This is a genomic window from Butyricimonas paravirosa, from assembly GCF_032878955.1.
Lineage (GTDB): Bacteria > Bacteroidota > Bacteroidia > Bacteroidales > Marinifilaceae > Butyricimonas > Butyricimonas paravirosa.
This window is the reverse complement of sequence record NZ_CP043839.1, coordinates 59744-84018: the sequence shown is the minus strand read 5'-3', so window position 1 is coordinate 84018 and position 24275 is coordinate 59744. Positions and strand designations below refer to the sequence as shown.

The 24275-nt window shown below is 48.6% G+C and carries 19 protein-coding genes; 4 read left to right on the top strand and 15 right to left on the bottom strand.

Annotated elements, in window-relative coordinates; all coding sequences use genetic code 11:
- Positions 1-82 precede the first annotated feature (82 nt).
- Positions 83-1222 carry a M20 metallopeptidase family protein gene (locus F1644_RS00315; protein ID WP_118302524.1) on the top strand — a complete coding sequence of 380 codons (1140 nt, stop codon included), beginning with the start codon at positions 83-85 and terminating at the stop codon, positions 1220-1222.
- A gap of 444 nt (positions 1223-1666) precedes the next feature.
- Here F1644_RS00315 and F1644_RS00310 read toward each other — a convergent pair whose 3' ends face one another.
- Both F1644_RS00310 and F1644_RS00305 read right to left on the bottom strand, forming a co-directional pair.
- Positions 1667-2848: a clostripain-related cysteine peptidase gene (locus F1644_RS00310; protein WP_118302526.1), complete on the bottom strand. Its 1182-nt coding sequence runs from the start codon at positions 2846-2848 to the stop codon at positions 1667-1669.
- A gap of 141 nt (positions 2849-2989) precedes the next feature.
- Positions 2990-3532, bottom strand: a complete 543-nt coding sequence (locus F1644_RS00305) for a Crp/Fnr family transcriptional regulator (RefSeq protein ID WP_118302528.1) — start codon at positions 3530-3532, stop codon at positions 2990-2992.
- Between the two features lie 109 nt (positions 3533-3641).
- On the opposite strand from F1644_RS00305, the gene F1644_RS00300 reads away from it, so the two are divergent.
- Positions 3642-3962 (top strand): DMT family transporter, encoded by a 321-nt coding sequence (locus F1644_RS00300; RefSeq protein WP_118302530.1) that lies wholly within the window; start codon positions 3642-3644, stop codon positions 3960-3962.
- Here the strand turns inward: F1644_RS00300 and F1644_RS00295 are convergent, their stop codons facing one another.
- From F1644_RS00295 to F1644_RS00260, 8 genes are all read right to left on the bottom strand, one after another.
- Positions 3963-5771, bottom strand: coding sequence for a peptidase U32 family protein (locus tag F1644_RS00295; RefSeq protein ID WP_118302532.1), 1809 nt, complete (start codon positions 5769-5771; stop codon positions 3963-3965).
- Complete coding sequence (bioD, locus tag F1644_RS00290; RefSeq protein ID WP_118302534.1) at positions 5768-6457, bottom strand: dethiobiotin synthase; 690 nt, start codon at positions 6455-6457, stop codon at positions 5768-5770. The genes F1644_RS00295 and bioD overlap by 4 nt, the downstream gene beginning before the upstream one ends.
- 167 nt (positions 6458-6624) lie before the next feature.
- Positions 6625-7383, bottom strand: coding sequence for a malonyl-ACP O-methyltransferase BioC (gene bioC / locus F1644_RS00285; protein ID WP_087420122.1), 759 nt, complete (start codon positions 7381-7383; stop codon positions 6625-6627).
- Positions 7374-8024 (bottom strand): DUF452 family protein, encoded by a 651-nt coding sequence (locus F1644_RS00280; RefSeq protein WP_118302536.1) that lies wholly within the window; start codon positions 8022-8024, stop codon positions 7374-7376. The genes bioC and F1644_RS00280 overlap by 10 nt, the downstream gene beginning before the upstream one ends.
- A 153-nt stretch (positions 8025-8177) precedes the next feature.
- A complete protein-coding gene (locus F1644_RS00275; protein WP_118302538.1) occupies positions 8178-9335 on the bottom strand; it encodes an aminotransferase class I/II-fold pyridoxal phosphate-dependent enzyme in 1158 nt (385 codons plus the stop codon).
- A 71-nt stretch (positions 9336-9406) separates the two neighbouring features.
- Positions 9407-10690: an adenosylmethionine--8-amino-7-oxononanoate transaminase gene (gene bioA, locus F1644_RS00270; RefSeq protein ID WP_118302540.1), complete on the bottom strand. Its 1284-nt coding sequence runs from the start codon at positions 10688-10690 to the stop codon at positions 9407-9409.
- 37 nt (positions 10691-10727) lie between these two features.
- Entirely contained in the window at positions 10728-11708 is a 981-nt protein-coding gene (gene bioB, locus F1644_RS00265) for a biotin synthase BioB (protein WP_209279501.1), read from the bottom strand.
- A gap of 13 nt (positions 11709-11721) precedes the next feature.
- Entirely contained in the window at positions 11722-12075 is a 354-nt protein-coding gene (locus F1644_RS00260) for a hypothetical protein (protein WP_118302542.1), read from the bottom strand.
- Between the two features lie 545 nt (positions 12076-12620).
- On the opposite strand from F1644_RS00260, the gene F1644_RS00255 reads away from it, so the two are divergent.
- Positions 12621-15584 carry a PEP/pyruvate-binding domain-containing protein gene (locus F1644_RS00255; RefSeq protein WP_118302544.1) on the top strand — a complete coding sequence of 988 codons (2964 nt, stop codon included), beginning with the start codon at positions 12621-12623 and terminating at the stop codon, positions 15582-15584.
- 22 nt (positions 15585-15606) lie between these two features.
- On the opposite strand, the gene F1644_RS00250 is transcribed toward F1644_RS00255, so the two are convergent.
- Entirely contained in the window at positions 15607-16854 is a 1248-nt protein-coding gene (locus F1644_RS00250; RefSeq protein ID WP_118302546.1) for a M43 family zinc metalloprotease, read from the bottom strand.
- 249 nt (positions 16855-17103) lie between these two features.
- Between F1644_RS00250 and F1644_RS00245 the strand changes: the two genes are divergently transcribed.
- Positions 17104-18333 (top strand): mechanosensitive ion channel family protein, encoded by a 1230-nt coding sequence (locus F1644_RS00245; RefSeq protein ID WP_087420115.1) that lies wholly within the window; start codon positions 17104-17106, stop codon positions 18331-18333.
- Between the two features lie 73 nt (positions 18334-18406).
- On the opposite strand, the gene F1644_RS00240 is transcribed toward F1644_RS00245, so the two are convergent.
- From F1644_RS00240 to F1644_RS00225, 4 genes are all read right to left on the bottom strand, one after another.
- Positions 18407-19411 carry a YwqG family protein gene (locus tag F1644_RS00240; protein ID WP_087420114.1) on the bottom strand — a complete coding sequence of 335 codons (1005 nt, stop codon included), beginning with the start codon at positions 19409-19411 and terminating at the stop codon, positions 18407-18409.
- Between the two features lie 192 nt (positions 19412-19603).
- Positions 19604-20470, bottom strand: a complete 867-nt coding sequence (locus F1644_RS00235) for a GNAT family N-acetyltransferase (protein ID WP_168044188.1) — start codon at positions 20468-20470, stop codon at positions 19604-19606.
- Positions 20467-21591: a VWA domain-containing protein gene (locus F1644_RS00230; protein WP_118302550.1), complete on the bottom strand. Its 1125-nt coding sequence runs from the start codon at positions 21589-21591 to the stop codon at positions 20467-20469. Before F1644_RS00230 ends, F1644_RS00235 begins: the two co-directional genes overlap by 4 nt.
- 345 nt (positions 21592-21936) lie before the next feature.
- Positions 21937-24219: a DUF5682 family protein gene (locus F1644_RS00225; RefSeq protein ID WP_118302552.1), complete on the bottom strand. Its 2283-nt coding sequence runs from the start codon at positions 24217-24219 to the stop codon at positions 21937-21939.
- Positions 24220-24275: the final 56 nt, after the last annotated feature.

Here is a 24275-nt window from a genome sequence, read left to right as displayed (position 1 = left end):
ATAATTCGACGTAAAGATAGAAAATAAATGTAACCACACGAATAATTAATTATTTTACCTTCGCGGTGTAAATTGAAAAGCTATGCAAGAAGATACTTTTTATCAAATACGCCGTGAGCTACACCAACACCCCGAACTCTCGGGCCACGAAGCACGGACGGCCCGTTTCGTCGAGGATAAATTACAGGTATTCCACCCGACCAAAGTCATTCGCCACGTGGGCGGCCACGGGCTGCTCGTTGAATACTTCTTTTCAGAAGACGGCCCCACTGTCCTGTTCCGGGCAGATATGGATGCCGTCGCTGTACAGGAACCGGACGATATACCCCACCATTCACAGACCCCGGGAGTGGCGCACAAATGCGGCCACGACGGCCACACCACCATACTACTCCGGTTTGCTCGAATGCTGTCAGAACATCCGTTGACAAAAGGACGTGTACTGCTACTTTTCCAACCGGCAGAAGAGAACGGTACAGGCTCAAAAGCCGTGCTAGACACGAAAGTACTGGAGTATTACCAGATAGATAAGGCATTTGCCCTACACAACATACCGGGCTACCCGTTGCACGCCGTTCTCTGCAAGGAAGGTAGTTTCACGTGTGCCGTGGTGAGCGTTTCCATCACGCTCACGGGAAAAACCTCACACGCCGCTGAACCACAGAAAGGTATCAGCCCTATTCCCGCCATGCTCACGATTGTTGATGAGTTATCACGCTGGAATAACACCGATATGCAATCCGACGACTACTTTCTCTCTACCATAGTAGAAATACACGTCGGGGAAGAGGCATACGGAGTATCGGCAGGAAACGGTGTGATCCGGGCCACGCTTCGAGCCAAGACCGACAAACTGCTACACCAACACGCCGAGCAACTGAAAAATCTGGTAGCCACCGAGTGCGAACGTACTCCCGGCTTGCAACACGAGATGGAATGGTTGGAACCGTTCTCTGCCAATGAAAACGACCCGCAGTCCGTAAGTCTGGTAAAAAATGCGACCATTCGCAACAATTTACCATACATAGAATTACAGACTCCATTCAGCTGGGGCGAAGACTTCGGCTTATTCACACAGCAATATAAAGGAGCCATGTTCGGTCTGGGTTCCGGGGAAAACTGCGCCCCGCTCCACTCCCCGCAGTATGACTTCTCAGACGAAGTGATTGAAACAGGAGCAATCCTGTTTTACACGATCGCCGAAGAAAATCAGGGACTATGATGTAGGCGTGTCTCTCTATACTTGTGCCGTAGTCTCGTTAGTAGGTTAACGATAGGTTAACGATAGGTCAACGATAGGTTAACTACACGAACCGTATTTTTTTAATTGATCTCTTCTTGAAATATACATGAGATATTAAGGAGAGTACGGCACAACATTTCTACAAGTCACTGGCAATAACGAGGGGGGTAACATCCCCTTCCACGGGGGTATCCATCCCCGTTACCTGATGATTGAGTGATTATTAGGTGACAATTAGGCGCTATCGCCGCCTACTCGCCCGTTTATCGCCCGATCATAGCCGCCATTTTAACAGATGACAATTAAAAATAACATGATTGAAAACCCCGTCCTATAGCCCCGTAACAAGGCCATATACAAGCAAGAACAAGATTTCAGGCCATTAGATCCCGAAGAAAACCACTGGATTAGGGATAATCTCACTTATTCCGTTACCGCATCATAGACACCCGACCAGGAAAATCCCCAATAAGCGTTTGTCTCGGTAGGCCATATACTGAGTGGTATGTAAGTTGCAATCCCGCTAAATTTTTCCTCCGGTATTGATATATAATAAAATGGATTCGTTACATTTTTATAGATAACAACCTGATTATCCAAAAAATCACGATACTCCTTGTAAAGTCCTTCTCTTCCCTCAGTCATATACTTCATATATTCTCCCAAGTCAAAAAATCTATCATACTTGGAGTATTCCACCATAGGATAACAATAAACAGCTTTCTGATATATATCAGCCACGTAATCCTTCTTCCCTTGCAAGATCTCACGAGTAAGATCAAATAAATGCTCCATCCCATCCATCTTTATTAAAGCAATCGTACCAAATCGATTAGTGGCATTATACGTGTTATAATAATCCCAAAATTCATCACACACTTTCACCAAATCCTTTTCCAAATTCGTCCCCTTCCCCCAGAAATAAGGCATCACCCGGTTATAAGGGAAACCCGGTGCCGGAAGTTCAGCCGGAGAGGCAATCACGTATTTAGCCTTGTCCCGCAAATCATAAAGCACTTCAATGGAAGACATTAGACAAGCATCGAACAGGATAAATTCCAGATTCTCCTTATTGAAAGGAATTGCCTTTGCCATATCTCGTGTATCCATTTGGCTTGGCCCGGTATAGTCCGTGCCGAAACTCCGGGTCAGCACTGGCTCTGCATATAACATCCGATTACTCCGACCAAATCCCCCTGAAGGAATCCACCCTGAAGCATGTGAACCAAGAATTAAACCATACGAATCTGATGGGTATAAATCCTGCATCTCATTCAATATCTTTTTCAGAACTTCCGGATCCGCAGAATCCATCTCCTCATACGTTTTTAGTACTTGTTTCTCCACCTCTTTTCCTTTAAATCGGAACGTGTAAAGCTCCGGTGCAGCATTGGGAGCATCAAAATAGATCACGATATTCGCATTATAACTCTTCTTCCAAGCGGACATCATGGAACTGATATTCTTTTGCATATGCCCCGAAAGATTATTATCTCCCGCCAAGTAAACCATCAACGTCCTTGTCTTCTGTGGTTCCACGTTATCTTTCTCGCAGGACACGAGGAAAAAGAAAAGAATCACACCGATATATTGAATAATTCGCATAACTTCCTTACAATAATTACATAAACTTGTGCAAGATAGTAAAAATCACTGATATATTCCCATTTTATCAAGCCTTTCTTTCATGGTTGACAAAATCATACATGGAAAAAACGGGACAGTTTCAGTTCGTGAAACTTTTCGTTACTTCGTTCTGTTTTTAGTGATCGCCCGAATCCGGCTCAGATGTTCCGAGGAAATCCCCAAGAAAGACGCAATATGCTGCAACTGCACCCGACGCAGTATCTCCGGTTTTTCCCGCAATAACTGCATATACCTATCGGCCGCAGGTTCCGAGAGGTTGGCAATCAGATGGTGTTCTGTCCTCACAAATTCCCGCTCAATCAATCGCCTTGCCCAGTTACAAATAACAATATCGTTACAATACAAATCTTGTAAATCCTTCCCACTCACCCGGTAGAGTTCCGAATCTTCCAAAAGCACCATAGTCTCGTAACCTTTCTCCCCGTACACGTATCCCCTGGCAGATATAATCACGTCTCCCTCCTGTCCGAACCAGATCGTGACCTCCCGGCCATCAGCCTCAATAAACGCCCTCGCCATCCCCCGCTTGATAAAGTAGATATTTCTCTCCAACTTCTCGTTGTTGAACAAAACATACCCTTTCGGGTAACTCACTTCCGTCAGGTAGGGTTTCAAGCGTTCCAACACGTTTTCATCAATCATACAAGATACTATTATTGTAAAAACAAATATACAGACTTCTTGATAATTATCAAGTATTTTCCCTCCCGGTCGCCCTAACTTTGTCCCGTAACACTTAATAAATACAACTATGCAATGGATTTTACTAGTATGTGCCGGATTATTGGAAATCGGCTGGCCCCTCGGCTTTAAACTTGCCGGATTACACCAGAAATACTTCTACCACTTCATCGCCCTTTCCGTGGTCTCCATGGGGCTGAGCGGGTTTCTGCTCTATCTGGCACAAAAGAGTATCCCCATCGGCACGGCATACGTCATCTGGACCGGAATCGGTGCAGTCGGTACCGTGCTATTGGGAATTTTCTTTTTCCATGACTCGACGAACATATATCGTCTCCTTTTCGTGTTCCTGATCCTGACGGGAGTTGTCGGGCTGAAACTAGTGCATTAATTAAATAGATAACACCTTCATGAAACAATTCTTACAATCGAATTCAAGCCGGAACCGTCCCAAATTGTTGGAAAGATACAACGGAAATTTCAACGCCTTATCCTTCCCCGTCTTACGACACATCCCCAGCTCGAACAACAAGCAATAGCGGGTAGTCATTACTTCCCGGCCACTCCGCCTGTTTTCCTTCTCGAATCCCGGTTCAACCGTCTCCACGCCATGCTCCCGATAGAACTCCGTCGCGAGACGGTTCACCACGTTCAGCCGCCAGTCGGCACTCCCGGTATACTTCACATCCCGGTTCAAAGGCTCCTGCATCCATCTCTCCCGTTGCACCTCCCGTTCCCGGCTCAAGGCATCCAGCAATTGCCGACGATAGCCATTCACCACGGAAGAAGGAATGAAAAGCACCGTTTCATCGTGATATTCCACCTCGCAACAATCGTACTCCGTATCCCCGCTTTTCCGCAATTGCCCTACCACACGTTCCATCTGCACGGGATTCGTGGCCACCTCGAACGTCTCGTCACTCCGTACCATCACGGAAACCCCATTCTCGTCCGTGGCTACCAATACCAGCCGGGCATCCTCCGCATACACGTCAACCTTCACTTTAATCTTTCGCACGGAAGTCCCTTTAGCAAGACGTGTTACAAACTCGTGGTCATAATTCCGGTACAACAACGTTCCCGGTTTCACGTTCAATCTCTCGTTACAAGTCAGACGATTTCCCTCGGCCGTGTTCACCTTCACACCCCGCAATTCCCGGCCATCAAAGTAACACAACCCATCAGCGTTATGCACGGGTTCCAGCAACTCCACCCACATCTGATTTCCCTTCACTTGCTTCACCATAGCCACCTTCTTCCCCATCGACTTCGGGGAATCCATGTTCACCATACCCGTTTTCCTCTGCACGAAGAAGTAGTCCGTGTATCCCCGGTTAAAACTCCGCTCGGGATCAGCCTCGAAACCGGCCTTCACGTATCCGGCACCCACTCGTGCCAAATCCTCATTGCGAGCCACAATTTCATCCAGACGGCCGGAGTAATAACTCGTGACATTTGCCACGTAATCCGCCTCCTTCAACCGTCCCTCGATCTTGAAAGAATCAATGCCTACTTCAACCAACTCCGACAAATGAGCCGATAAGTTCAAATCCTTCAGCGAAAGTACATACTTATCCTTCAGCACCACCTTTCCCGCATCATCCTCCACCGTCCACTGCATCCGGCAGGCTTGGGCACACTCGCCCCGGTTAGCCGATCGTTTCGTCAAGTAATGTGACATATAGCATTGTCCGCTTAAACTGACACACAAGGCCCCGTGAACGAAATACTCCAGCTCGGCTTTCACTTCCCGGCGAATCTCCCGTAATTGTTCCAGTGACAATTCCCGCGCCAACACGATACGTTGGAACCCTAACCGATCGAGAAACTTGATACGCTCCAGATCATAATTATGCATCTGTGTGCTGGCGTGCAACGCTATCGGTGGCAAATCCAACTTCAGTATGGCCGGGTCCTGCACGATAATAGCATCCACACCGATCCGGTACAGGCTGTGAATCAATCGTTCTACCTCCGGCAACTCCTCGTCATAAAGAATCGTGTTCAGCGTGACAAATACCCGGCAATAAAACCGATGTGCATAGCACACTGCCTTCTCAATGTCCTCCAGACTGTTCCCTACCGCTTTCCGGGCACCGAAAGCCGGACCGCCGATATACACAGCATCCGCACCGTTATTGATAGCGGCAATCGCCACATCAACATTCTTTGCCGGGGAAAGTAGTTCCACTCTTCTCATCTTCTACCCTCCAACGCACTGACATCCACGTCCGGATAATCGGTTCCGTGTACCACAGGAACCTCAATCAACGCTGTCGACGGGAAATATTGTTTCAAGTAATGTTTGAATATCGTAATCGAATCATTCGTGATCCACTCACTATCATTCGGGAAACGATTGTACACGAGACACACCACCTTAATTCCCCGCATACGGCAAAGCTCTAGGCTCATCAGCGTGTGGTTAATACTTCCCAGTTTGGAAGACGCCACGAGAATCAAAGGATAATCATGCTCCTGAATATAATCTATCGTGAAATAATCCCTAGTAACAGGCACGTACAGTCCCCCGGCTCCCTCCAGCAACACCATATCGTACAAAGCATCCAGTTTACGGGTTGAAACCGTAATCCGCTCCATATCCAGCGTCACCTTATCAATCTCCGCCGCCAAATGAGGCGAGGCCGGATACGTCATCACGTAAGGACACGTCGTCCCGTCCTTATCCACAGGTTGCGGTTCGATTCCCATAATCTCCCGGTGTTTCAGAATATCCTCTGATATACCGACCCATCCCGTCTGTATAAACTTCTGGGTAATCACGTTTACCCCTCTCTTTCTCAAAGAGCGAGCCAGTAACCCGGTCACCACCGACTTTCCGGCATCTGTATCTATTCCACTTACAAAATATACCACCTTATTGATTTTAGATTTAATAATTTTAGATCCTACTAATTTCTTGATTTAGTGATTTCCGATTTAGTGATTCCCACCCTCTACGCGACGCTCTTTTTAATCACCTAATCATTGAATCGGCAATCACTGAATCTTTCCACTCTCCACTTTTAGTTTTTAGCTTTTAACTTTTAGCTTCATTTCCTCCTGCACACAAAATAAAGCGGATGGTAAGTTAGGGCAACCTTTCCGTCAATGGCAAAGCGGGCGTTATAGTCCTTGATAAAGGCATCCACCCGTCCTTTCGTCCAGATTGTCGAATCACCTGAAACATTCACCCCCGTCTTTTTCAGATGTTGGAGTACCGCTAACGGGGTATCAAATTCAAGCATATGAAATTCTTCCTCTATCAATTCGATTTCGAAGTAAGGTTTCAGCATCTTTTCCAGTTCTTCCTTATTCCGATAATCAAGCCCGCCCCCCGTGGTCAGTCGAATTTCACGCAAGTTAAATTTCCCAAAGGTACTGAACACCAACACTCCCCTTTGCTCCAATCGCTTGGATAATTTCTTGAACGTTTCTTCCGGAGTCGTAAACCACTGAAAAGTGGACGCAGAAGCAATCAGATCAAAACTAAGGGGCAAAAACAACTTCTCCACATCCCCCGGGAAACAATGCTTCAGCGGCACATGATTAACCGTCGCCGCATGATAACACAACTCCTCCACCAGATCGTTCAAGTACAACCCGTCACTCGGAAAAGTTCGTTGCAGTTGCGAGGTCAACAAACCCGTACCGCAACCGATCTCCAATATCTTCTCCGGCACACGCTCCACGGATGACAAAATCATGGGAACCATCCGATCAACGACCATTTTCTGCACTCGCGCATTGTCATTGTAACTGACCCGACTCCGCCTAAAACGCTGTTCTACCTCTTCTTTATTTATTTCCATATCTTTTCCCAATTATCTAACACGTAAAACGGGTAATGTCCCCCCGGTAGCGTAATAATCTCGACACGATTCCCCCACCAATTCCGTTGATTTTCCACCGGGAAGATAACATCCTCCTCGGAAACATAAACCCGGTCCCAGTGCATTTCGGGCATTTCCCGTGCCGACTGCTCCCGGATAAGTCGCAATTCGTCCCTTTGCTCATCAATAGCCCTGCAAGGCCTGTTTTCCTCGAAACGTTCCATTTCTTCCTTCCCGGAAAGCATACGGGCAAAGAACTTGTCTCTTCCTTGTTCGGTCATGCCCCGTTCGGTCAGCAAATATATCTTGGGATGAATCCCGTAATACTCATCCACCGGGCGTTCTGTCCCGTTGATAGCCACCCGGCAGGAAACCGGAATATTCCAACGGCTCAATAACACCGATGCTGCCCACACACCCATCGACCAAGCCACGACCCGGACACTCTCGTACCCCTCAACCTCCGGTGCATCCTCCCCGGAAATATCCCGGTAATCGTAGAACAAAAGCAAATCACCTATCCCTCCCACGTGTTGCACGGTACGTTCATCCATACCCCAACCGCAAAAAAATAACGTGAGCACCCGGTTTCCCTCTTTAGTAATCCATTTCCTTTTCATAATACTTAATTGGGTTCATAAAGTTCGTAAGGTTTATAAAGTTCATAAAGTGACGGGTGTCCTTCGGACAATATTTACCGGCAGCCCCAGCTGCCGTCAACAAAGCGCCCCGCAGGGGTCCACTACTTTATAAACCTTATAAACTTTATGAACTCATAAACTAACCTCTATAAACTCCATCAAACAATCATAATCCTCCTCCGGAATCGCTGCATTCAACGAGAACCGGATACGAGCCTCGTTCTTCGGCACGGTCGGGTATCTCACAGGCAACACGAAAAAACCGTTATCTTGGAACAACTCGGACATATAAACACTATTCTCGTTACTTCCACACAAGAAAGGCACGATATGAGAATCTCCCCGGGTCTCGAATCCCCGGTTTGCCAGTGTCGCTCGCAGTCGTTCGGCGATGCCTGTCAGTTTCATGCGATAAGAGTAAAAATCCGGCATCCGGTTAAGGATAAAACGTGTCCATGCCACGTTTACCGGAGGCAATGCTGTGGTGAAAATCAAACTGCGCTGTGTGTTCACCAAGAAATCCCGAAACATCTCGTCACAAACCACGAAAGCCCCGTAAGATGCAAATGCCTTCCCGAAAGTACCTACGATAAAATCAATATCATCCATGCAGCCCTGCTCCTCGCAACATCCCAGCCCGTTCGTACCTCGAACCCCGACAGCGTGCGCCTCATCCACGTACAGGAACGTATCGTATTCCCTCTTCAGATCACACAACTCCTGCAAGTCTGCCACGTCGCCATCCATGCTGAAGATTGACTCCGTCACGATAAACACGTTCTCGTACTCCTCCCGATGATTAAACAGGATTTCCCGTAAATGCTCGTAATCTAAATGACGGTAACGCAACATCTCGGCCTCGCTCAACCGCAAGCCGTCGATAATACTGGCGTGTACCAGCTTATCTGCCACGATCAAGTCCCGTTTCCCTGCTAATGCGGGTAATATTCCGATATTTGCATGATAACCGGAATTTAACACCAAGGCGGCCTCCTTCCCGTACAAATCGCTCAAATCATTCTCTAACAGGTTATAATACTCGTGATTCCCCGATAGCAAGCGGGATGACACGGCACTATACGACAACAATTTCACGTCCGTCTCCTTACGAAAATCCTCGTATAACGCCGGGTTCGACGCCAACCCCAAGTAATCGTTCGACGAGAGATTCAGCATCTCCCGTCCGTTATAATGTATCAGGAAACCGTTATGCTGCACGTCTCGCAGCACCCGGTAATTCCCTGATTCCTTTATCTTGTTCAGTTTATTAATATATCGTTCTTTATTCATAGTGTTTTGCCTTCGGCAAAGTTACAAATTACAAGTTACAAGTTACAGGTTACAAGTCCTTGCATTTTCAATTACTTCAAGTACGAAATCACGTGCAACAAGGCGGATGTCAGCCTTTGCAGTTCCCAATCACGGATGATGAAAGGCGGCATGACATACACCAGCTTACCGAACGGACGCACCCACACGCCCTCTTTCACGAAAGCGGCTTGAATCAGTCCCATGTTCACGGGTTCCTTCATCTCCACCACGCCGATAGCGCCCAACACCCGCACGTCCGCCACGTTCGGGAATTCCCGAGCCGGGGCAAGCTCTCTTTCCAACTGGTCTTGAATATGCCCGATCATGGTTGTCAAATCGTAACTCCTGATCAGATCCAACGAGGCGTTTGCCGCAGCACAAGCCAGCGGATTACCCATGAAGGTAGGACCGTGCATGAACACACCGGGATCTTTCGCGCAAATCTGGGTAGCTACTTTCTCCGTCGCTATCGTGGCAGCAAAACTCATGTACCCGCCCGTAATCGCTTTCCCTACACACATGATGTCCGGCACGATACCCGCATGATCCACTCCCCACATCTTACCTGTGCGCCCGAAACCGGTGGCGATCTCGTCACAAACCAGCAACACGTCGTAATCGTTACACAACTCCCGCACCTGCCGCAAATAATCCGCCGAGTAAAACCACATACCCCCGGCTCCCTGCACAATAGGTTCCAGTATCACGGCAGCAATACGGTTGTGGTTATTCCGCAGGCTTTGTTTCAGTTCTTCAATATGCTCCGGTAGGCAAGGCTCCCCGTAACGGGCTTCCGGTCGGTGAATAAAATACTGCATGGGCAATGATCCCCGGAATATATTATGCATCCCCGTCACGGGGTCACACACGGACATGGCATTCCACGTATCCCCGTGGTATCCCTTCGTGATCGTCAGAAAATGGCGTTTATCGTCTCTCCCGGCAGCGTACCAATATTGTAGGGCCATCTTCATCGCCACTTCCACGGCCACCGAGCCGGAATCACAATAGAATACCTTGTCAATCCCATCGGGGGCCAATTCCACCAGTTTCTCCGCCAGTTCCACCGCAGGACGATGTGTCAGCCCTCCGAACATGACGTGTGACATACTCTTTAATTGCTCTTCAATAGCAGCGTTAATAGCCGGGTGATTATACCCGTGTACCACGCACCACCACGAGGACATTCCGTCAATCAGACGCGTCCCGTCCTCCAGTTCAATATACACACCTTCTGCCCTCTTCACCGGGTAAACCGGAAGTGGGTTAACCGTTGACGTGTAGGGATGCCACAAATGCTCCCTGTCAAACTTCAATAATTCTGCCGTGTCCACTTTATAAAGTTAAAAGTTATAAGTTAAAAACTAAAAGTTAAAGATTATCTTCTGTCGTAAAACCTAGTCTTTTCACCTTCTCCATATCCTCTATCACCTTCGAGCCGATCGTGGTCAGAAGATCACCCACGATAGCCGAGTTAATCCCAGCCCGGATAGCATCTTCCTCGATATGAGCGATCAGCGCCCGTCCCCCGGCAAAGCGCAGGAAGGCATCAGGATGGATGAAACGGAAAACAGCCACCGTCGTCAGCACCTCCTCGTCCGCGAGTGGTGCCGCTCCTTCCAGCGGGGTACCCGGAATCGGGTTCAGCACGTTCATCGGGATAGATTTCACGCCCAACTCCCGTACCGTCAGCGCCAAGTCCACGCGATCTTCTATCGTCTCGCCCATGCCGATGATCCCCCCGGAACACACTTCCATCCCCAGCTCAAGCGCATGGCGGATCGTCTCGATCTTCTCATCCGTCGAGTGGGACGTGCAAAGAGTAGAGAAATAGCGGCGGGACGTTTCCAAGTTACAATGATAGCGGGTTATACCCGCATCTTTCAGTCTTTTCAATTGCTCTCTCGTCAGTAACCCCATGGAAGCGCAAAGGTTAATCTTCATCTCCTGCTTGATCTTCACGGCATACTCGCACAACTTGTCAATATTCTTATCCGACAAGGAACGCCCGCTCGTGACGAACGAAAACTTATTCACCCCGTACTTGGCATTCAGCCGAGCCAGCTCCATGCAGCTCTCCTCGTCAATCAGCTCGTACTCCTGCACGTGCGTTTTGAACACGGCCGACTGCGCACACCACTTACAATTCTCGGAACAACGTCCCGAACGGGCGTTCACGATCGAGCAAGTGTCAAAATACCGCCCGGCAAAACGATCCCGGATAGCCCCGGCCGCCTCGTACAAAGCCTTCTTATCTTCCACCCGTGACAAGGCCAACGCCTCTTCCCGGGTAACCTGTCCCCCCTCTTCCACCTTTCGCTTTAATTCCTCTATAATATTTTCTTCTTTCATTTCCTGTTTCCTGTTAAAAAATAAAAAAGGTACCCTGTCCAAGGACAGGAATACCTTCAAATTTCAAATTATGATAAGAATTAATGAAGACATCCTCCATACCCGTACGAGTCGGCAATAGCTTGAACCCCGCTCGTTTCACCTTCTCCACGTACCCTTCGAACGACCTCTCCAACCGCTCGAACACTTCCGCCAGCATCACGATCACGCCCTTCCTCGACGATTTCTGTAATGACATTTCGCAAATATGAATAGCCAGTCGCCCGATCCGAACATTCCGTCCCAGTGAGGCGAAAATAGCGTATCCTTTCCTGTTCCAACGGGAAAAACACAACATCAAACCGGATCGTATGGCACGTTTATTCATATCAAAATGTTTCCATTACAATAAAACGTCGCAAGTTAATAAAAATCTTTGTTAATTGGAGGAATAAATTCGTGTATTTCTCCCGCGGATAATTCCATGTACTCCGACTCCACGCATGAGCAGGATCATGACAAACTACTCCTAATAAAAATATAAAAAGACCGGGTGACCAATGCCACCCGGGAAATTGCGCATCAATATATAAAAATCCATCTTTTCGTCATAAAAATATGTAGCGCGAAACTTAAGTTCAGGTTAAGTATATTATAATTATCTTTCCTCTTGTAAATCCCCCGGGAGAATATGAAATCCCGGGGGTCCCGTTTTTCGCTTTCGTCATCTCGACGATAGATTTTCATATAACGATTTGTCAAATATACAAATATTTTTACAAAATATAGCTATACGGCTGCATTTTTGTTTATTATTTTCAACCGAATGTCAATTTAAACGATCGTGGCTATGAAACATAAATCGTAAATCCTATCTTATTTTCTCTTGCCATTCCGCCAACAAATCTTTAGCTTTGTACAAAACAAAACATCATGGAAAAAATAGACTTGAATAAAATATACAAGCGGAAAAAGAGTGACCGCGACATTTTCCAGGAACTCATGCCCTTCAAGGTTAAAGAAATCCTGCTCATCGCCAACTACTACGACTCCTACACCATCGAACGGGAAGGACAATTCTCCGGAAAGATATTCGGTGAATATCTCCAACTGAACCTTTTCGCCGCTCCCCGTTTCACCTCCGTGGCAAACGAGGAAGGAGCCTTGCACGAGTTGAAAAAACGCCATTTCGACTTGATCATCATCATGGCAGGATTGGACAAAGAAACCCCCATCCTCACCAGCCGTCACATCAAAGAACTCTACCCCGACATCTGCCAGCTCATGCTGGTCAACAATAACGCGGACCTCTCTTACCTGCTGAGTTCTGAAAAAGAGATCAGCGAATCCATCGAGCGGGTATTCGTGTGGAACGGTTCCACGAAAGTGTTCCTCGCCATGGCCAAATACCTCGAGGACAAGATTAACCTAGAAGCCGATACCAAGCTGGGCGACGTGCGGGTTATCCTCGTCGTCGAGGACTCTGTAAAGTATTATTCCCGCTATTTGCCCCTACTCTACACCGAGATCATGAGCCAGACGCAGGCCATCATCGCCGAGGAACCCTCCAACGACGAGATGGGCGTGATCCTCCGGATGCGGGTGCGCCCGAAACTGATCCTTGTCAGTAACTTCGAGGATGCCGTGGGCATCATCAACAAATATCGCAACAACATTATCGGTGTCATCTCCGACGTCCGCTACGCCCACAACGGCGTGGAAGACGAGGACGCCGGGGTCAGTCTCATAAAATACGTGCAGCAACTTGACAACAAGATTCCTTGCCTACTCCAAAGTCACGAAGCCGACAACGAGCGCCGGGCACGGGAAGTGAACGCCCATTTCATCAACAAGAACTCTCTCACGCTAGCACGGGAAATACAGGACTTCATCAAAAACCAACTCGGTTTTGGAGATTTCATCTTCCGGGACCACAATGGAAAGGTCATCGACCGGGCACACAATATCGAGGAATTCCGCCAGAAACTCATGACCATCCCCGATGAATCACTGGAATACCACGCTATTCGCAACGGAATCTCCACATGGCTCATGGCACGAGCCGAAATCAACCTGGCGAAAAAACTACGCCGCTACAGTTTCAGTTACTTCAAAAGCCCGGACGAAATACGCCGTTTCATAGCGAACGTTTTCGAGGCATCGAAACTCAAGAAACTACGGGGACGCATCATCAAGTTCAACCCGAAACTCGTGAACTCCAACCGCTACATCACCCTGCTCGGTGACGGATCGCTCGGTGGCAAGGGGCGAGGATTGGCATTCCTCTCCAACTTCATCGAGAATGTTTACCTCAAGAAACTCATCCCCGACCTACGCGTGGCTATCCCCAAAACAGCCGTTATCGGCGTGGATGAATTCGACAACTTCCTAGAGACCAACAACCTCTACGACGTTATCTTCGAGGACAAAGAATACGATCACGTCTTAGAGGTCTTCCGCACCGCACGCCTCTCCGAAAAGTTGCGTGACAACCTGCGGAAGTACCTTCAGGTCATGACTAAACCGCTAGCCGTGCGTTCCTCCGGGCTTTTCGAGGACTCGCTCAATCAACCGTTTGCCGGGGTCTATTCCACCTACCTGCTCCCCAACAACCACCCGGACTTCGAGCGTCGGCTGGAGGATGTCGAGAACGCCATCAAGCTCGTATTCGCCTCCATCTACTCGCCGGAATCCCGGGCATACTTCAACGCCATCGACTACATGATCGAGGAAGAGAAAATGGCCGTAATCATACAGGAAGTCATCGGTAACGAGCATAACGGACGATATTACCCCGAAATCAGCGGCGTGGCCCAATCCTACAACTTTTACCCCTTCTCCTATATCCAACCGGAAGACGGGTTCGCCGTCACTGCCATCGGGTTGGGTGCTTACGTTGTGGGCGGTGAAAAGACGCATCGTTTTAGTCCCGCCTATCCCAAGTTGCAACTGGCCTCCACGCAGGACAAAATCAAGGCATCGCAACGCTACTTCTACGGCGTGAATATGCTCGCACAGGATTACGACCTCTACCGGGACGGGGAAAATGCCGCTATCAAAGCGTATGACATCTCGGAGGCCGAACGTGACGGTACGCTAGAATACACCGCCTCCGTCTATGACTTCATGAACGACCAGATTACCTACGACTTTTCCGTCAAGGGACCCCGTATCGTGGACTTTTCCAAAATACTCCAGTACGACTATTTCCCACTGGCACCTACCCTGCAAATCCTGCTGAACATCTTCTCACAGGCCATGGGATCTCCCGTCGAGATCGAGTTTTCTGTTAATTTCGAAAACGGCACGCCCATCTTCTACCTCTTGCAGATCAAACCGCTGATCAAAAACGAGTATAACATCGACATCGACGACCTGTCCATCGACCCGACCCACGTGCTGTTAAAGGCTGATAAAGGAATGGGGAACGGAAAATTGCAATACATCCGGGATGTCGTGTACGTCGATCCCGACAAATTTGACCGATTACGTACCGAGGAAATCGCCGAGGAGATCAAACGCCACAACTCGCAGATCGCCCGGGAAGGCGACAAGTACCTGCTCATCGGACCGGGACGCTGGGGTACACGCGATCCGCTCACCGGGATACCCGTACAATGGTCCGACATAGCCAATGCCAAAGTCATCGTGGAGCAAGGACTTCCCGATTTCCCGCTGGATGCCTCCCTAGGCTCGCACTTCTTCCATAACGTCACCTCCATGAAAGTGGGTTACTTCGCTATCCCCTTCCAGTCCGCAGATGCCTTCATCAACTTTGACATCCTCCGACAACAAGATGTCATCGAGGAGTTTAAATACTCCCGCCATGTGCGATTCAAGGCTCCACTGACCGTGTGGATGGACGGGAAGAAACAAACGTCGGTGGTTACGTATTAGTCATAAAGGGGCTGTCCAACCGCTAACTTACCGGTTTCGGTACCGACGGTTTCACGGCCTTCTTCCCACTTCGGGCCCATGGTTCCACCTCGATCTTCGGGCCCGGCAATAACCAAGCGTTTTCCAGCACGGTCCGAACTCTCTTCCTCTGCTCAAGTGTAAAACGATCCAAATAACCAAACTCGTAGTCCATAATATTATCGGCTATGAATACCCTTCCGTTCAACGCCACCCGTTGAATAACTTTCCGGTAATTATCATCACTGTAAGGGAAGGTTTCATCCAGTTCACTCAAAAACGTTTCATACCCATTCACACAATAATCCGGCGTGTCATCACAATAATCCCCAAAATTCCCTTTACCATCCACGAAGGGATGTAACAGTCCCAAGTAATGCCCCATCTCGTGAGCCAAAGTAAACACGTCATAATCGAAAATCACACCCAGCAGCTCGTACCTTGAAAACATATGGGAACGATTCCATGCCACACAATGAACGTGGGCATCGGGTAGATGGTCGGCATACCAATCAGAAAATAAGACACCCGGTAAAACCACACTCTCCGGTAAGTAAGGAAAATGCGCACAGCCTGAAGGAATACTTTTTGAATCGAATATCACAACATTAATATACTCCTTCGGATCCCATATCCAAGCACAATCCCCGAACTTATTACCAACAAAATCAAACATATCCATCGGTAACCCTTCCCGAAACTCACGACGAACTCCCGGCTCCTCCAATAATTGCCCGTTAGGATCGTGAGTTGCCAACACGAATTTCAGATTCATATCCACCGGGCCGTCCCTGTACAACTCGTTTACCCGTTCGAGACAAGACGATAAATAACCAACCGGAATATCATCCTCCGGGACACGATAAAGCACGTGAAAGATCACGGGCAACACGTATTCATACTCTTCCGTGGCAGCCACCTGTCGTAACTCGATTTCCAACGTTTCCTCCCGGTTACTCAATTCCAGCGACATCCCCCGTTCCTGCCGAGCGATATTTACTCCCACGTCCAGCACCAACGTATCGACTTTCTCTCCACTCTCCTGCCGTATCTCGCACCACTTTCCCCAGTTCCCGGTAACCACCCATTCCGAACTGCTCCGTACGGGAATTCGCAACTGTTCCCCCTCACTCCCGATCTCGAAGAAAGTCCCGTCGAATACCTTCAATCCTTCCCACTTATCGTCACTACACCCTGAAAACACCAACACTCCCAGAAATAATAAACATGATAATCCACGATTCAGCCTCATATACTTTACTTTTTATAATATTTCTTCCAGCCGAATCCCCACTCAAAAAACATATCCTCTCGTGACAAAATTAAACAAAATAATCAGAAATCAACTCACACTCCATCCCCGCCACGAGTCGGAGTTCCCAAACCTCCCTTTCAAAGCTATTCCTCGAAATAAAATAATCCAAAATGGCAGTAAATTCTATATATCAGGTTAAAATTATTAATTTTGTTCCTGCGTTAAACCAACTAAAATATTTGAAACATGACGATTGAAAATTACATTCAAGCCGGCTTACAGCATTTGGGTATTTACTCGGAAAGTATTTCCGACATCATCTACTTCATGGCCCTGCTTGTGATTATCGGTATCATCAACTGGATTATCCACGTGCTTACCCGCCAATGGCTAGCACGTATCGTACTAAAACTGACCAAACGGACGGCAACGAACTGGGATGATCTCATGCTCGATCAACGATTCTTTAACCGGCTGGGACTTCTCATCGCCCCCATCGTGATACAAATCGTATTCAAGGAATTCGAATGGACTCAATTTGCCTTCCTCATGAAACTGATCAATGTCTGGATCACACTCTCCTTCCTACTCATCGTGTCGAGCATACTGGACGGCATCAACCGGATATACGATAGTTACCCGATGGCCAAAGACCGACCGATCAAGGTGTTCATTCAAGTGATCAAGATATTCTTCTACTGTGCCGCAACCATCATCGTGATCAGCATACTGATCGATAAAGATCCCGTTGCACTACTTGCCGGACTGGGAGCCATCTCCGCTGTCCTCATGCTGGTATTCAAGGATTCTATTCTAGGGTTCGTGGCCGGAATACAGTTAATCTCCAACCGCATGGTAAACATCGGTGACTGGATTGTCATGCCCAGTAGTAATGCAGATGGTGACGTGATCGAGATCAACCTCACCACAGTGAAAGTACAAAATTGGGACAAAACCATCTCCACGATCCCCACTTACAAGCTCGTTTCCGAGTCTTTCACCAACTGGCGGGGAATGCAGGAATCCGGCGGACGACGCATTAAACGATCCGTCAACATCGACATCTATTCCGTGCATTACCTCACGAACGAAGACCTTGAAAACCTTAAACAATCCGCACTGCTCAAAAGTTACATAGAGGGCAAGATGAAGGAACTGAACGAATATAATGCCAGCGTGGAAAACCCGCTTGACAAACGCCGCCTGACCAACATCGGGACTTTCCGGGAATACATGGAGGCGTGGCTTGCCGCCAATCCCAACATTAACCTCGACATGACCCACATGGTACGGCAACTACAACCCACCCCGACGGGCATCCCGTTAGAAATCTATTGTTTCTCGGCACAAAAACAATGGGTAATCTACGAACGGGTACAAGCCGACATTTTCGACCACTTGTTTGCCATTCTCCCACTTTTCAAACTGAAAGTGTTCCAATACCCGACAAACATGGAGTGGATGCAGGAAAACTAAAAGATAAAAACTAAAAGTTGGAAGCCGTGAATGACTTCCAACTTTTAGTTTTTAGTTTTTATCTTTTATCTTTCTAGTAGCAATCCCAATGATACAACACCCGGCTAAAATCCCGTTTAGCCAAGTTCTCCGGACGGATAAAGAAATTGCACACGCCGGAATCCCCCCACACGATCTTATAGTCATCAGTTTCATCTGAATCCAACTGGAACAACAAGATTGAATTTTCCTTCAACTCCTGATGATACTCCCGCGGGTCAAGCTGCGTGAAGAAGGGATACCCTCCCATACGATGCCCTCCCATATCCAGTTGGTCGTAAACCTTATCCAGCTCATCCTCCGGGGCTCGGTCCAGAGAGGCCACCCGTGCATCGGGATTCGCCTCGTTATAGGCATCCAACAACAATTTATCGAAACGATAGTCTCCGCCCCCCATCGGCATGGACGATTTCTCGAAATTCAGTCTTAATTCACCATCCACCGGGAAACCATCCGGGTACTCCACACCCTCCGTCGGTAAAACAGAAAGTAAAGCCGTCTCATCTTCCACTACTTCCTCGTGATAAATCACCCGGAATCCCTTCTGCTCTTCCGGATTCTCGAAATTCAACCCGTGGGCATTTTCTCCCGCAATATAAAACTGGAGAATTCCCTTTGTCGGAAAACCATCCAACGGCGGCATCTCGCTGAAATTCACCTGTGCCAAGAAACGCAATGGCAACAACTTTCGTTCTTCCACCTGTTCGAGAGCCTCTCCTGCGGCTGCGGAAGGCACGGTGGTTGTACCTCCATCTAACCCGGCAAATGGTCCGGCCGCCACGCTCGCAGCCACCGCAGGTGCTTGTCCTTCCGTGACAACCGTACTTCCCGCCTCCTCGTAAGGATAGTCAAACCCTTTAGGCATATAGGGCATCCCCCCGATCTTGCTCTCCCAGGGTTTAGTTGTTCCTTTTGACGGGATCAGCGTCACGCACTCTGTCGTTGTTTTCTCCTTGATAACCCGCAGTATTCGATCTGCTGAAGTCTCTTTCTTCCCTTCATTTCCTCCGCCTCCGAATATTTTATTAAAGAATCCCATAATATCGTCTTATTAAATGATTTCCGTGCCAAAAATACAAAAAGAAACTAAAAGTTAAAAGCTAAAAACTAAAAGCTTGGTATTAGCCTGCCTTACCTAGGCTAATATTAGGCTTAAAACAGGCTACATTTAGTTAAACAAGCAGCCTACCATCCGGAGAAAATAGCAAACATATCCAAAAAATAGTCCTATTTAACGAATCTCCAAACGCAGGTAAGTCATATCCACACAAGGTTTTCCGTTATCGATGATTGGTTCCGGGTAATTATCCGTAAAGAAATTCTTCACCACGTGGTCCTGCACGAAACCGTAACGCTCGTAATACCCCACGCCACCCTCGCTCGTCCCCACCCACAAACAAGAAAAACGATTTTTATAATAACCGGCCAGAAAAGAGAGAATGTACATCCCGTACAATTTCCCTTGATACTCCGGCAACACGGCCAAATTCTTGATTTCCCCCTTTTCATCAACAACAGCCTCCCCGATCACCTTCCCATCCCTCTCCAGAATGAACATATCGCCCTCCTCCAAGTAACGGTCAACCATCGCCTCGCACGGGTCCGCATCCAGTAGAAGATGAAGATACGCTTTCTTATCCCCCGTCATCTTTACCATTCGCTGCGGGGGATTCTTCAAACGCAGGTACAGGATCGGGTAAGGTTTCCCGCAACCGTCCGTTTTCGTGCGGCGTTCCACCTCAAACCCCATCCGGGCATAAAAGCCCACGGTCTGCCCGTTTTGCTCGTTCACGGCCACCGTCTCCGCATGAACATCCTCGATCGCCCACTCGATAAGATCACGACCGATGCCCTTTCCCCGGTAATCCGGATCCACGAAAAGCATCTCGATAGATGTCATGTCATACCCCAAAAAGGCTACAATTTCATCCCCTTCATAATGAAGTAGCAAGGGCAACTTCTCGCAATTCTCACGCACAAAAGGCCTGTAAAACTCTATATCTTCTTCCACGAGGAAATCATGGGTGGCTCGCACGGAGGCCTCCCATAATTCCACGCATCGTTCCACGATTTCCGCTCTGTTTCTTTTTTCCTTCACTGTATATTCTTTGATAACCACATCCCTATATCTTGTTTTGCCAAGGCCGCTGCCATCAAGTCCGGGAACTTGTCCGGGGTACAGGCAAATGCCGGAACACCCAGTTCTGCCAAGAATTGAGCATTCTCCTTGTCGTAGAAAGGCGCCCCGTCGTCATTCAGAGCTAACAACACGATCAACTGCACCCCACTCTGCACGAGAGAAATCATCTTCTTGCGCATCTCCCGCTCGTTACCCCCCTCGCACAAGTCGGTCACGAGAACCAGCACCGTGTCCGCAGGGCGAGTGATCACCGTCTGACAATACCCCAAGGCCCGGTCAATATCCGTACCGCCACCCAGTTGTACGCCGAAAAGCAAGTCCACCGGGTCCTGCAAATCATCCGTCAAGTCAACTACCGAGGTGTCAAACACCACCATACGGGTCTGTACGGCCGGAATCGAGGCCAGCACGGAGCCGAATATTCCCGAATAGACCACGGATGCCCCCATCGAACCACTCTGGTCGAGACACAGCACTATGTCCTTCAACGCCCGGCGTTTCCGGCCGAAACCGATACGAACCTCCGGGATAATCGTCTTGTACTCCGGCTGATAGTTCCGTAGGTTTTTCTCGATCGTCGTCTTCCAGTCAATCTCGTTGTAACGGGGATTTCTCCGCCTGCTGGAACGGTTCAAAGCCCCGGTAACGGCCTGTTGCATGGGTGACGATAGCTTTTTCATCAGCTCGTCCACCACTTTACGTACGACTTCCCGGGCAATAACCTTGTTCTTCTCCGGTATCACCCTGCTCAAGGACATCAACGTTGCCACCAGATGCACGTCCGGCACCACCGATTCAAGCATCTCTTTCTCGGTCAGTAACGAAGTCAAGTTCAGTCGCTTGATTGCGTCCTTTTGAATCACTTGTACAACTGTCTGCGGGAAAAACTCCCGGATGTCTCCCAACCAACGGCTCACCTTGGGAGCCGAACCACTCAATCCCCCTTTACGGTCACTATCGTACAAAGCATTCAAGGCAGCATCCACGCGACTCTCCTCGGCAGAGAGGGAAACTCCCGTTCCATCCGCCTCGTTTCCTCCCAGTATTAATCGCCATCGCTTTAAAAGAGCTTCTTCCATTTTAGATTTTAAATTTTAGATTTTAAATTCCTCCTACACAGGCCAACGTTTTTTGATTTCCTACTTTTATCTTTTAGTTTTTATCTTGGTAATTATATACTACTTTACAGTCCATTAAGGTAATGCTTGTTTTCATACTCAAACTCCTCCGTCACTTCGTGCCACCTCCTCTATGAACAGAGGAGGAGCTGGTAACTCTTCCCAAAGACAGGAAGTATTTCAACTCTCCCTCTGTTTATAGAGGGAGTACCCCGAAAGGGGGAGGGAGTTGGTTTACTGTAAATTCGTATATAAGTTCCTTTATCTTTTACCTTTCTCGTTCCAACTGCACAATTGTTACACCTATTAAATACCTAATAATCTCTCTATCAACGGGATTACCCTCCGGGCATCTTCCCCGTTAAACGCCTCGCTTTCCGCATTTACCCGTTTCACGGCAGAAGTTCCCTTGGCTTTCTCACCGAGTTTACGACGTTCCGGCAGGCTGTACTCGCTGAAGGTTCGGCGAAGTATGGGCAATAACTCCATGAAACTCCCATCATTCAGAGTGGCCAACCAACTATTCACCAAATCCCATAACTGATCGTCCAGCAACAAGATAGTACCCGATGATTTAAGGAATCCTTCAAACCAGAATGCCGTGTCGGATGCCGTGTTCCCGGGAGACGTATAATAACTCAACGTTTGGGCCGTTTCCTCGTATCCAAGGATATTCTTATCCCGCAATAAACGAGTACAATAACCGGACAGCAAGGGATGAGAACCCCGTGCTTCCCGGATCTTGTTCACCAGTTCCGTCCACATCTCCATCAATCCCGGTTGGTTCGCCGTGGCCATAGCATAATCGACAGCCACCAATCGCTCCATGACCTCCGTAGTCGCATCCTCGTCCACGTTCGTGCAAGCCAGCACTCCCCCGGCAAGCACACGGGCCATCATGGCGTTCAGCATATCGTTGACCTTCCCGTAATCCAAATTCCGCACACTCCCGTAACGAACCACGTTCACCATACCGGGGATAGTCTTCATCATCTCCAGCACATCGGTTGTCGAGGCGGAAAGCGCATCCAACCGGGACGTCATTTCTTCCACGAGAGCGGGCAAATCCGCAGGAATCACCCGTTCCAGCAAGTCCACCAACTCGGATATAGACGTGATGTCTTTCGACAAATGGGTGTTATACGCGATAACTGCCTCGGACAAAGTATTTCCCCACACGGCCTTCTCGATCACGGCAAGGGTCTGCTCCGGTTCGTAATAAACGGACCAAGCCTCCTTGAAAGTTCCCTTCCCATCAACCCGTAACGGACGGGCCATCTTTATACCGAGCAAGTTCAAGCGGTGGAAAAAGATACTCCGCTCCAAATCCATCGGTTTCCGCAAATCCAACTGGAATTCCTTCACCTCGGTCGTAAGGGGTAAGCGCAAGCGTTTCAACAACTTCTCCACATCCACGAGAAGAGGAACTTTAGGTACATCATCCGGTACGCTCCCCATGCGATCGCTGATCACCAAGGCCTCCCGGATCACTTGTAACAGAATCGGGTCACCGAATCCCATTACCGTAGTCACGGCATCATTATATTCCTCCAAAGAAGGACGGGGCAAACCACGTAATGCGGCTGCAACTTGTGCCAAACGCACGGCCTCGATCACGTGAGCCACGGAAATATCCATTCCTTTCGTCCGGAAAAGGGCGGCCACCTTGCTCATCCAACGGGTTCCGTCGTCATCCGGATAATGCCATAAATGATCGTACCACCCCGGGGAAACGATTCCCGCCCCGTAACCGCTCCGGAAAGACAACCGATCGTAGGTCCACGGAATCCACGTACACTCCACCTTCACTTTCGGTAATCCCTTCAATAACTCATTGTCTTCTTTCTGCGTGGGCATCTTCTCCAGACCCGGCACATGCCAAGCCCCGCACACCACGGCTATACGTTTGAAACCCTCTTTTTGGGCAGCCCGGATCATTTTACGCATCCACGCTTCCCGCAACAAAGTCTCCCGATCGGTCTTTGGGAAATACTCCCGTAACACCGAAACAGCCTCTTTCACGGCGGCAAACACCTCCTCGTTACGCTGACGATTCTCAAAGTTCACTTCCCACCATAATTCCGGATCATCGTACCCGGCCGCCTTCGCCAGATGAGCAAAAGGATCAACGGGCAGTAATTCCGGAACGGCAACTTCCCGAACTTTTTCCGGGGTCTCGGTTGCAGACGCCTCCCCCTGTACTTCATCGCACTCCCCCTCTTCGCCGGTTTTCCCGACCTCAGCTTGTTCCTCCCGTTCTTTCCAAAGAGCTAAATGATGCACCAGAGGTAAGTCAAAAAAACGTAATGACACCTCCTTTTTCATGGCATAGCACATGGCCTGCCATTCGGGTGAGAACTCGGCAAAAGGATAAAACACGGCCCTTCGAGGCTCGTCGGGCTGATACGCCAGCAAGGCCACGGGCGGTTTCATCTGCTCATGAAGTACTCCCGGCAAAAGCGGCTCCGCCTCCGGGGGACCTTCCAATAAAATAACATCGGGTTCCAGTTCTTCCAAGTACGCTCGTACGTTCTTGGCTGACCCCGGACCATGATGCCGTATGCCTAAAAAATGTATTCCATCAACCATTGTATAAATTAAATGACTACGTGATTGTCGATTACATGATTCCGTGATTCTACAAT

Coding starts and splice junctions, on each gene's coding strand:
- F1644_RS00315 (WP_118302524.1), top strand. CDS start 83: ATGCAAGAAGATACTTTTTATCAAATACGCCGTGAGCTACACCAACAC.
- F1644_RS00310 (WP_118302526.1), bottom strand. CDS start 2,848: ATGCGAATTATTCAATATATCGGTGTGATTCTTTTCTTTTTCCTCGTG.
- F1644_RS00305 (WP_118302528.1), bottom strand. CDS start 3,532: ATGATTGATGAAAACGTGTTGGAACGCTTGAAACCCTACCTGACGGAA.
- F1644_RS00300 (WP_118302530.1), top strand. CDS start 3,642: ATGCAATGGATTTTACTAGTATGTGCCGGATTATTGGAAATCGGCTGG.
- F1644_RS00295 (WP_118302532.1), bottom strand. CDS start 5,771: ATGAGAAGAGTGGAACTACTTTCCCCGGCAAAGAATGTTGATGTGGCG.
- bioC (WP_087420122.1), bottom strand. CDS start 7,383: ATGGAAATAAATAAAGAAGAGGTAGAACAGCGTTTTAGGCGGAGTCGG.
- F1644_RS00280 (WP_118302536.1), bottom strand. CDS start 8,024: ATGAAAAGGAAATGGATTACTAAAGAGGGAAACCGGGTGCTCACGTTA.
- F1644_RS00275 (WP_118302538.1), bottom strand. CDS start 9,335: ATGAATAAAGAACGATATATTAATAAACTGAACAAGATAAAGGAATCA.
- bioB (WP_209279501.1), bottom strand. CDS start 11,708: ATGAAAGAAGAAAATATTATAGAGGAATTAAAGCGAAAGGTGGAAGAG.
- F1644_RS00260 (WP_118302542.1), bottom strand. CDS start 12,075: ATGAATAAACGTGCCATACGATCCGGTTTGATGTTGTGTTTTTCCCGT.
- F1644_RS00255 (WP_118302544.1), top strand. CDS start 12,621: ATGGAAAAAATAGACTTGAATAAAATATACAAGCGGAAAAAGAGTGAC.
- F1644_RS00250 (WP_118302546.1), bottom strand. CDS start 16,854: ATGAGGCTGAATCGTGGATTATCATGTTTATTATTTCTGGGAGTGTTG.
- F1644_RS00245 (WP_087420115.1), top strand. CDS start 17,104: ATGACGATTGAAAATTACATTCAAGCCGGCTTACAGCATTTGGGTATT.
- F1644_RS00240 (WP_087420114.1), bottom strand. CDS start 19,411: ATGGGATTCTTTAATAAAATATTCGGAGGCGGAGGAAATGAAGGGAAG.
- F1644_RS00230 (WP_118302550.1), bottom strand. CDS start 21,591: ATGGAAGAAGCTCTTTTAAAGCGATGGCGATTAATACTGGGAGGAAAC.
- F1644_RS00225 (WP_118302552.1), bottom strand. CDS start 24,219: ATGGTTGATGGAATACATTTTTTAGGCATACGGCATCATGGTCCGGGG.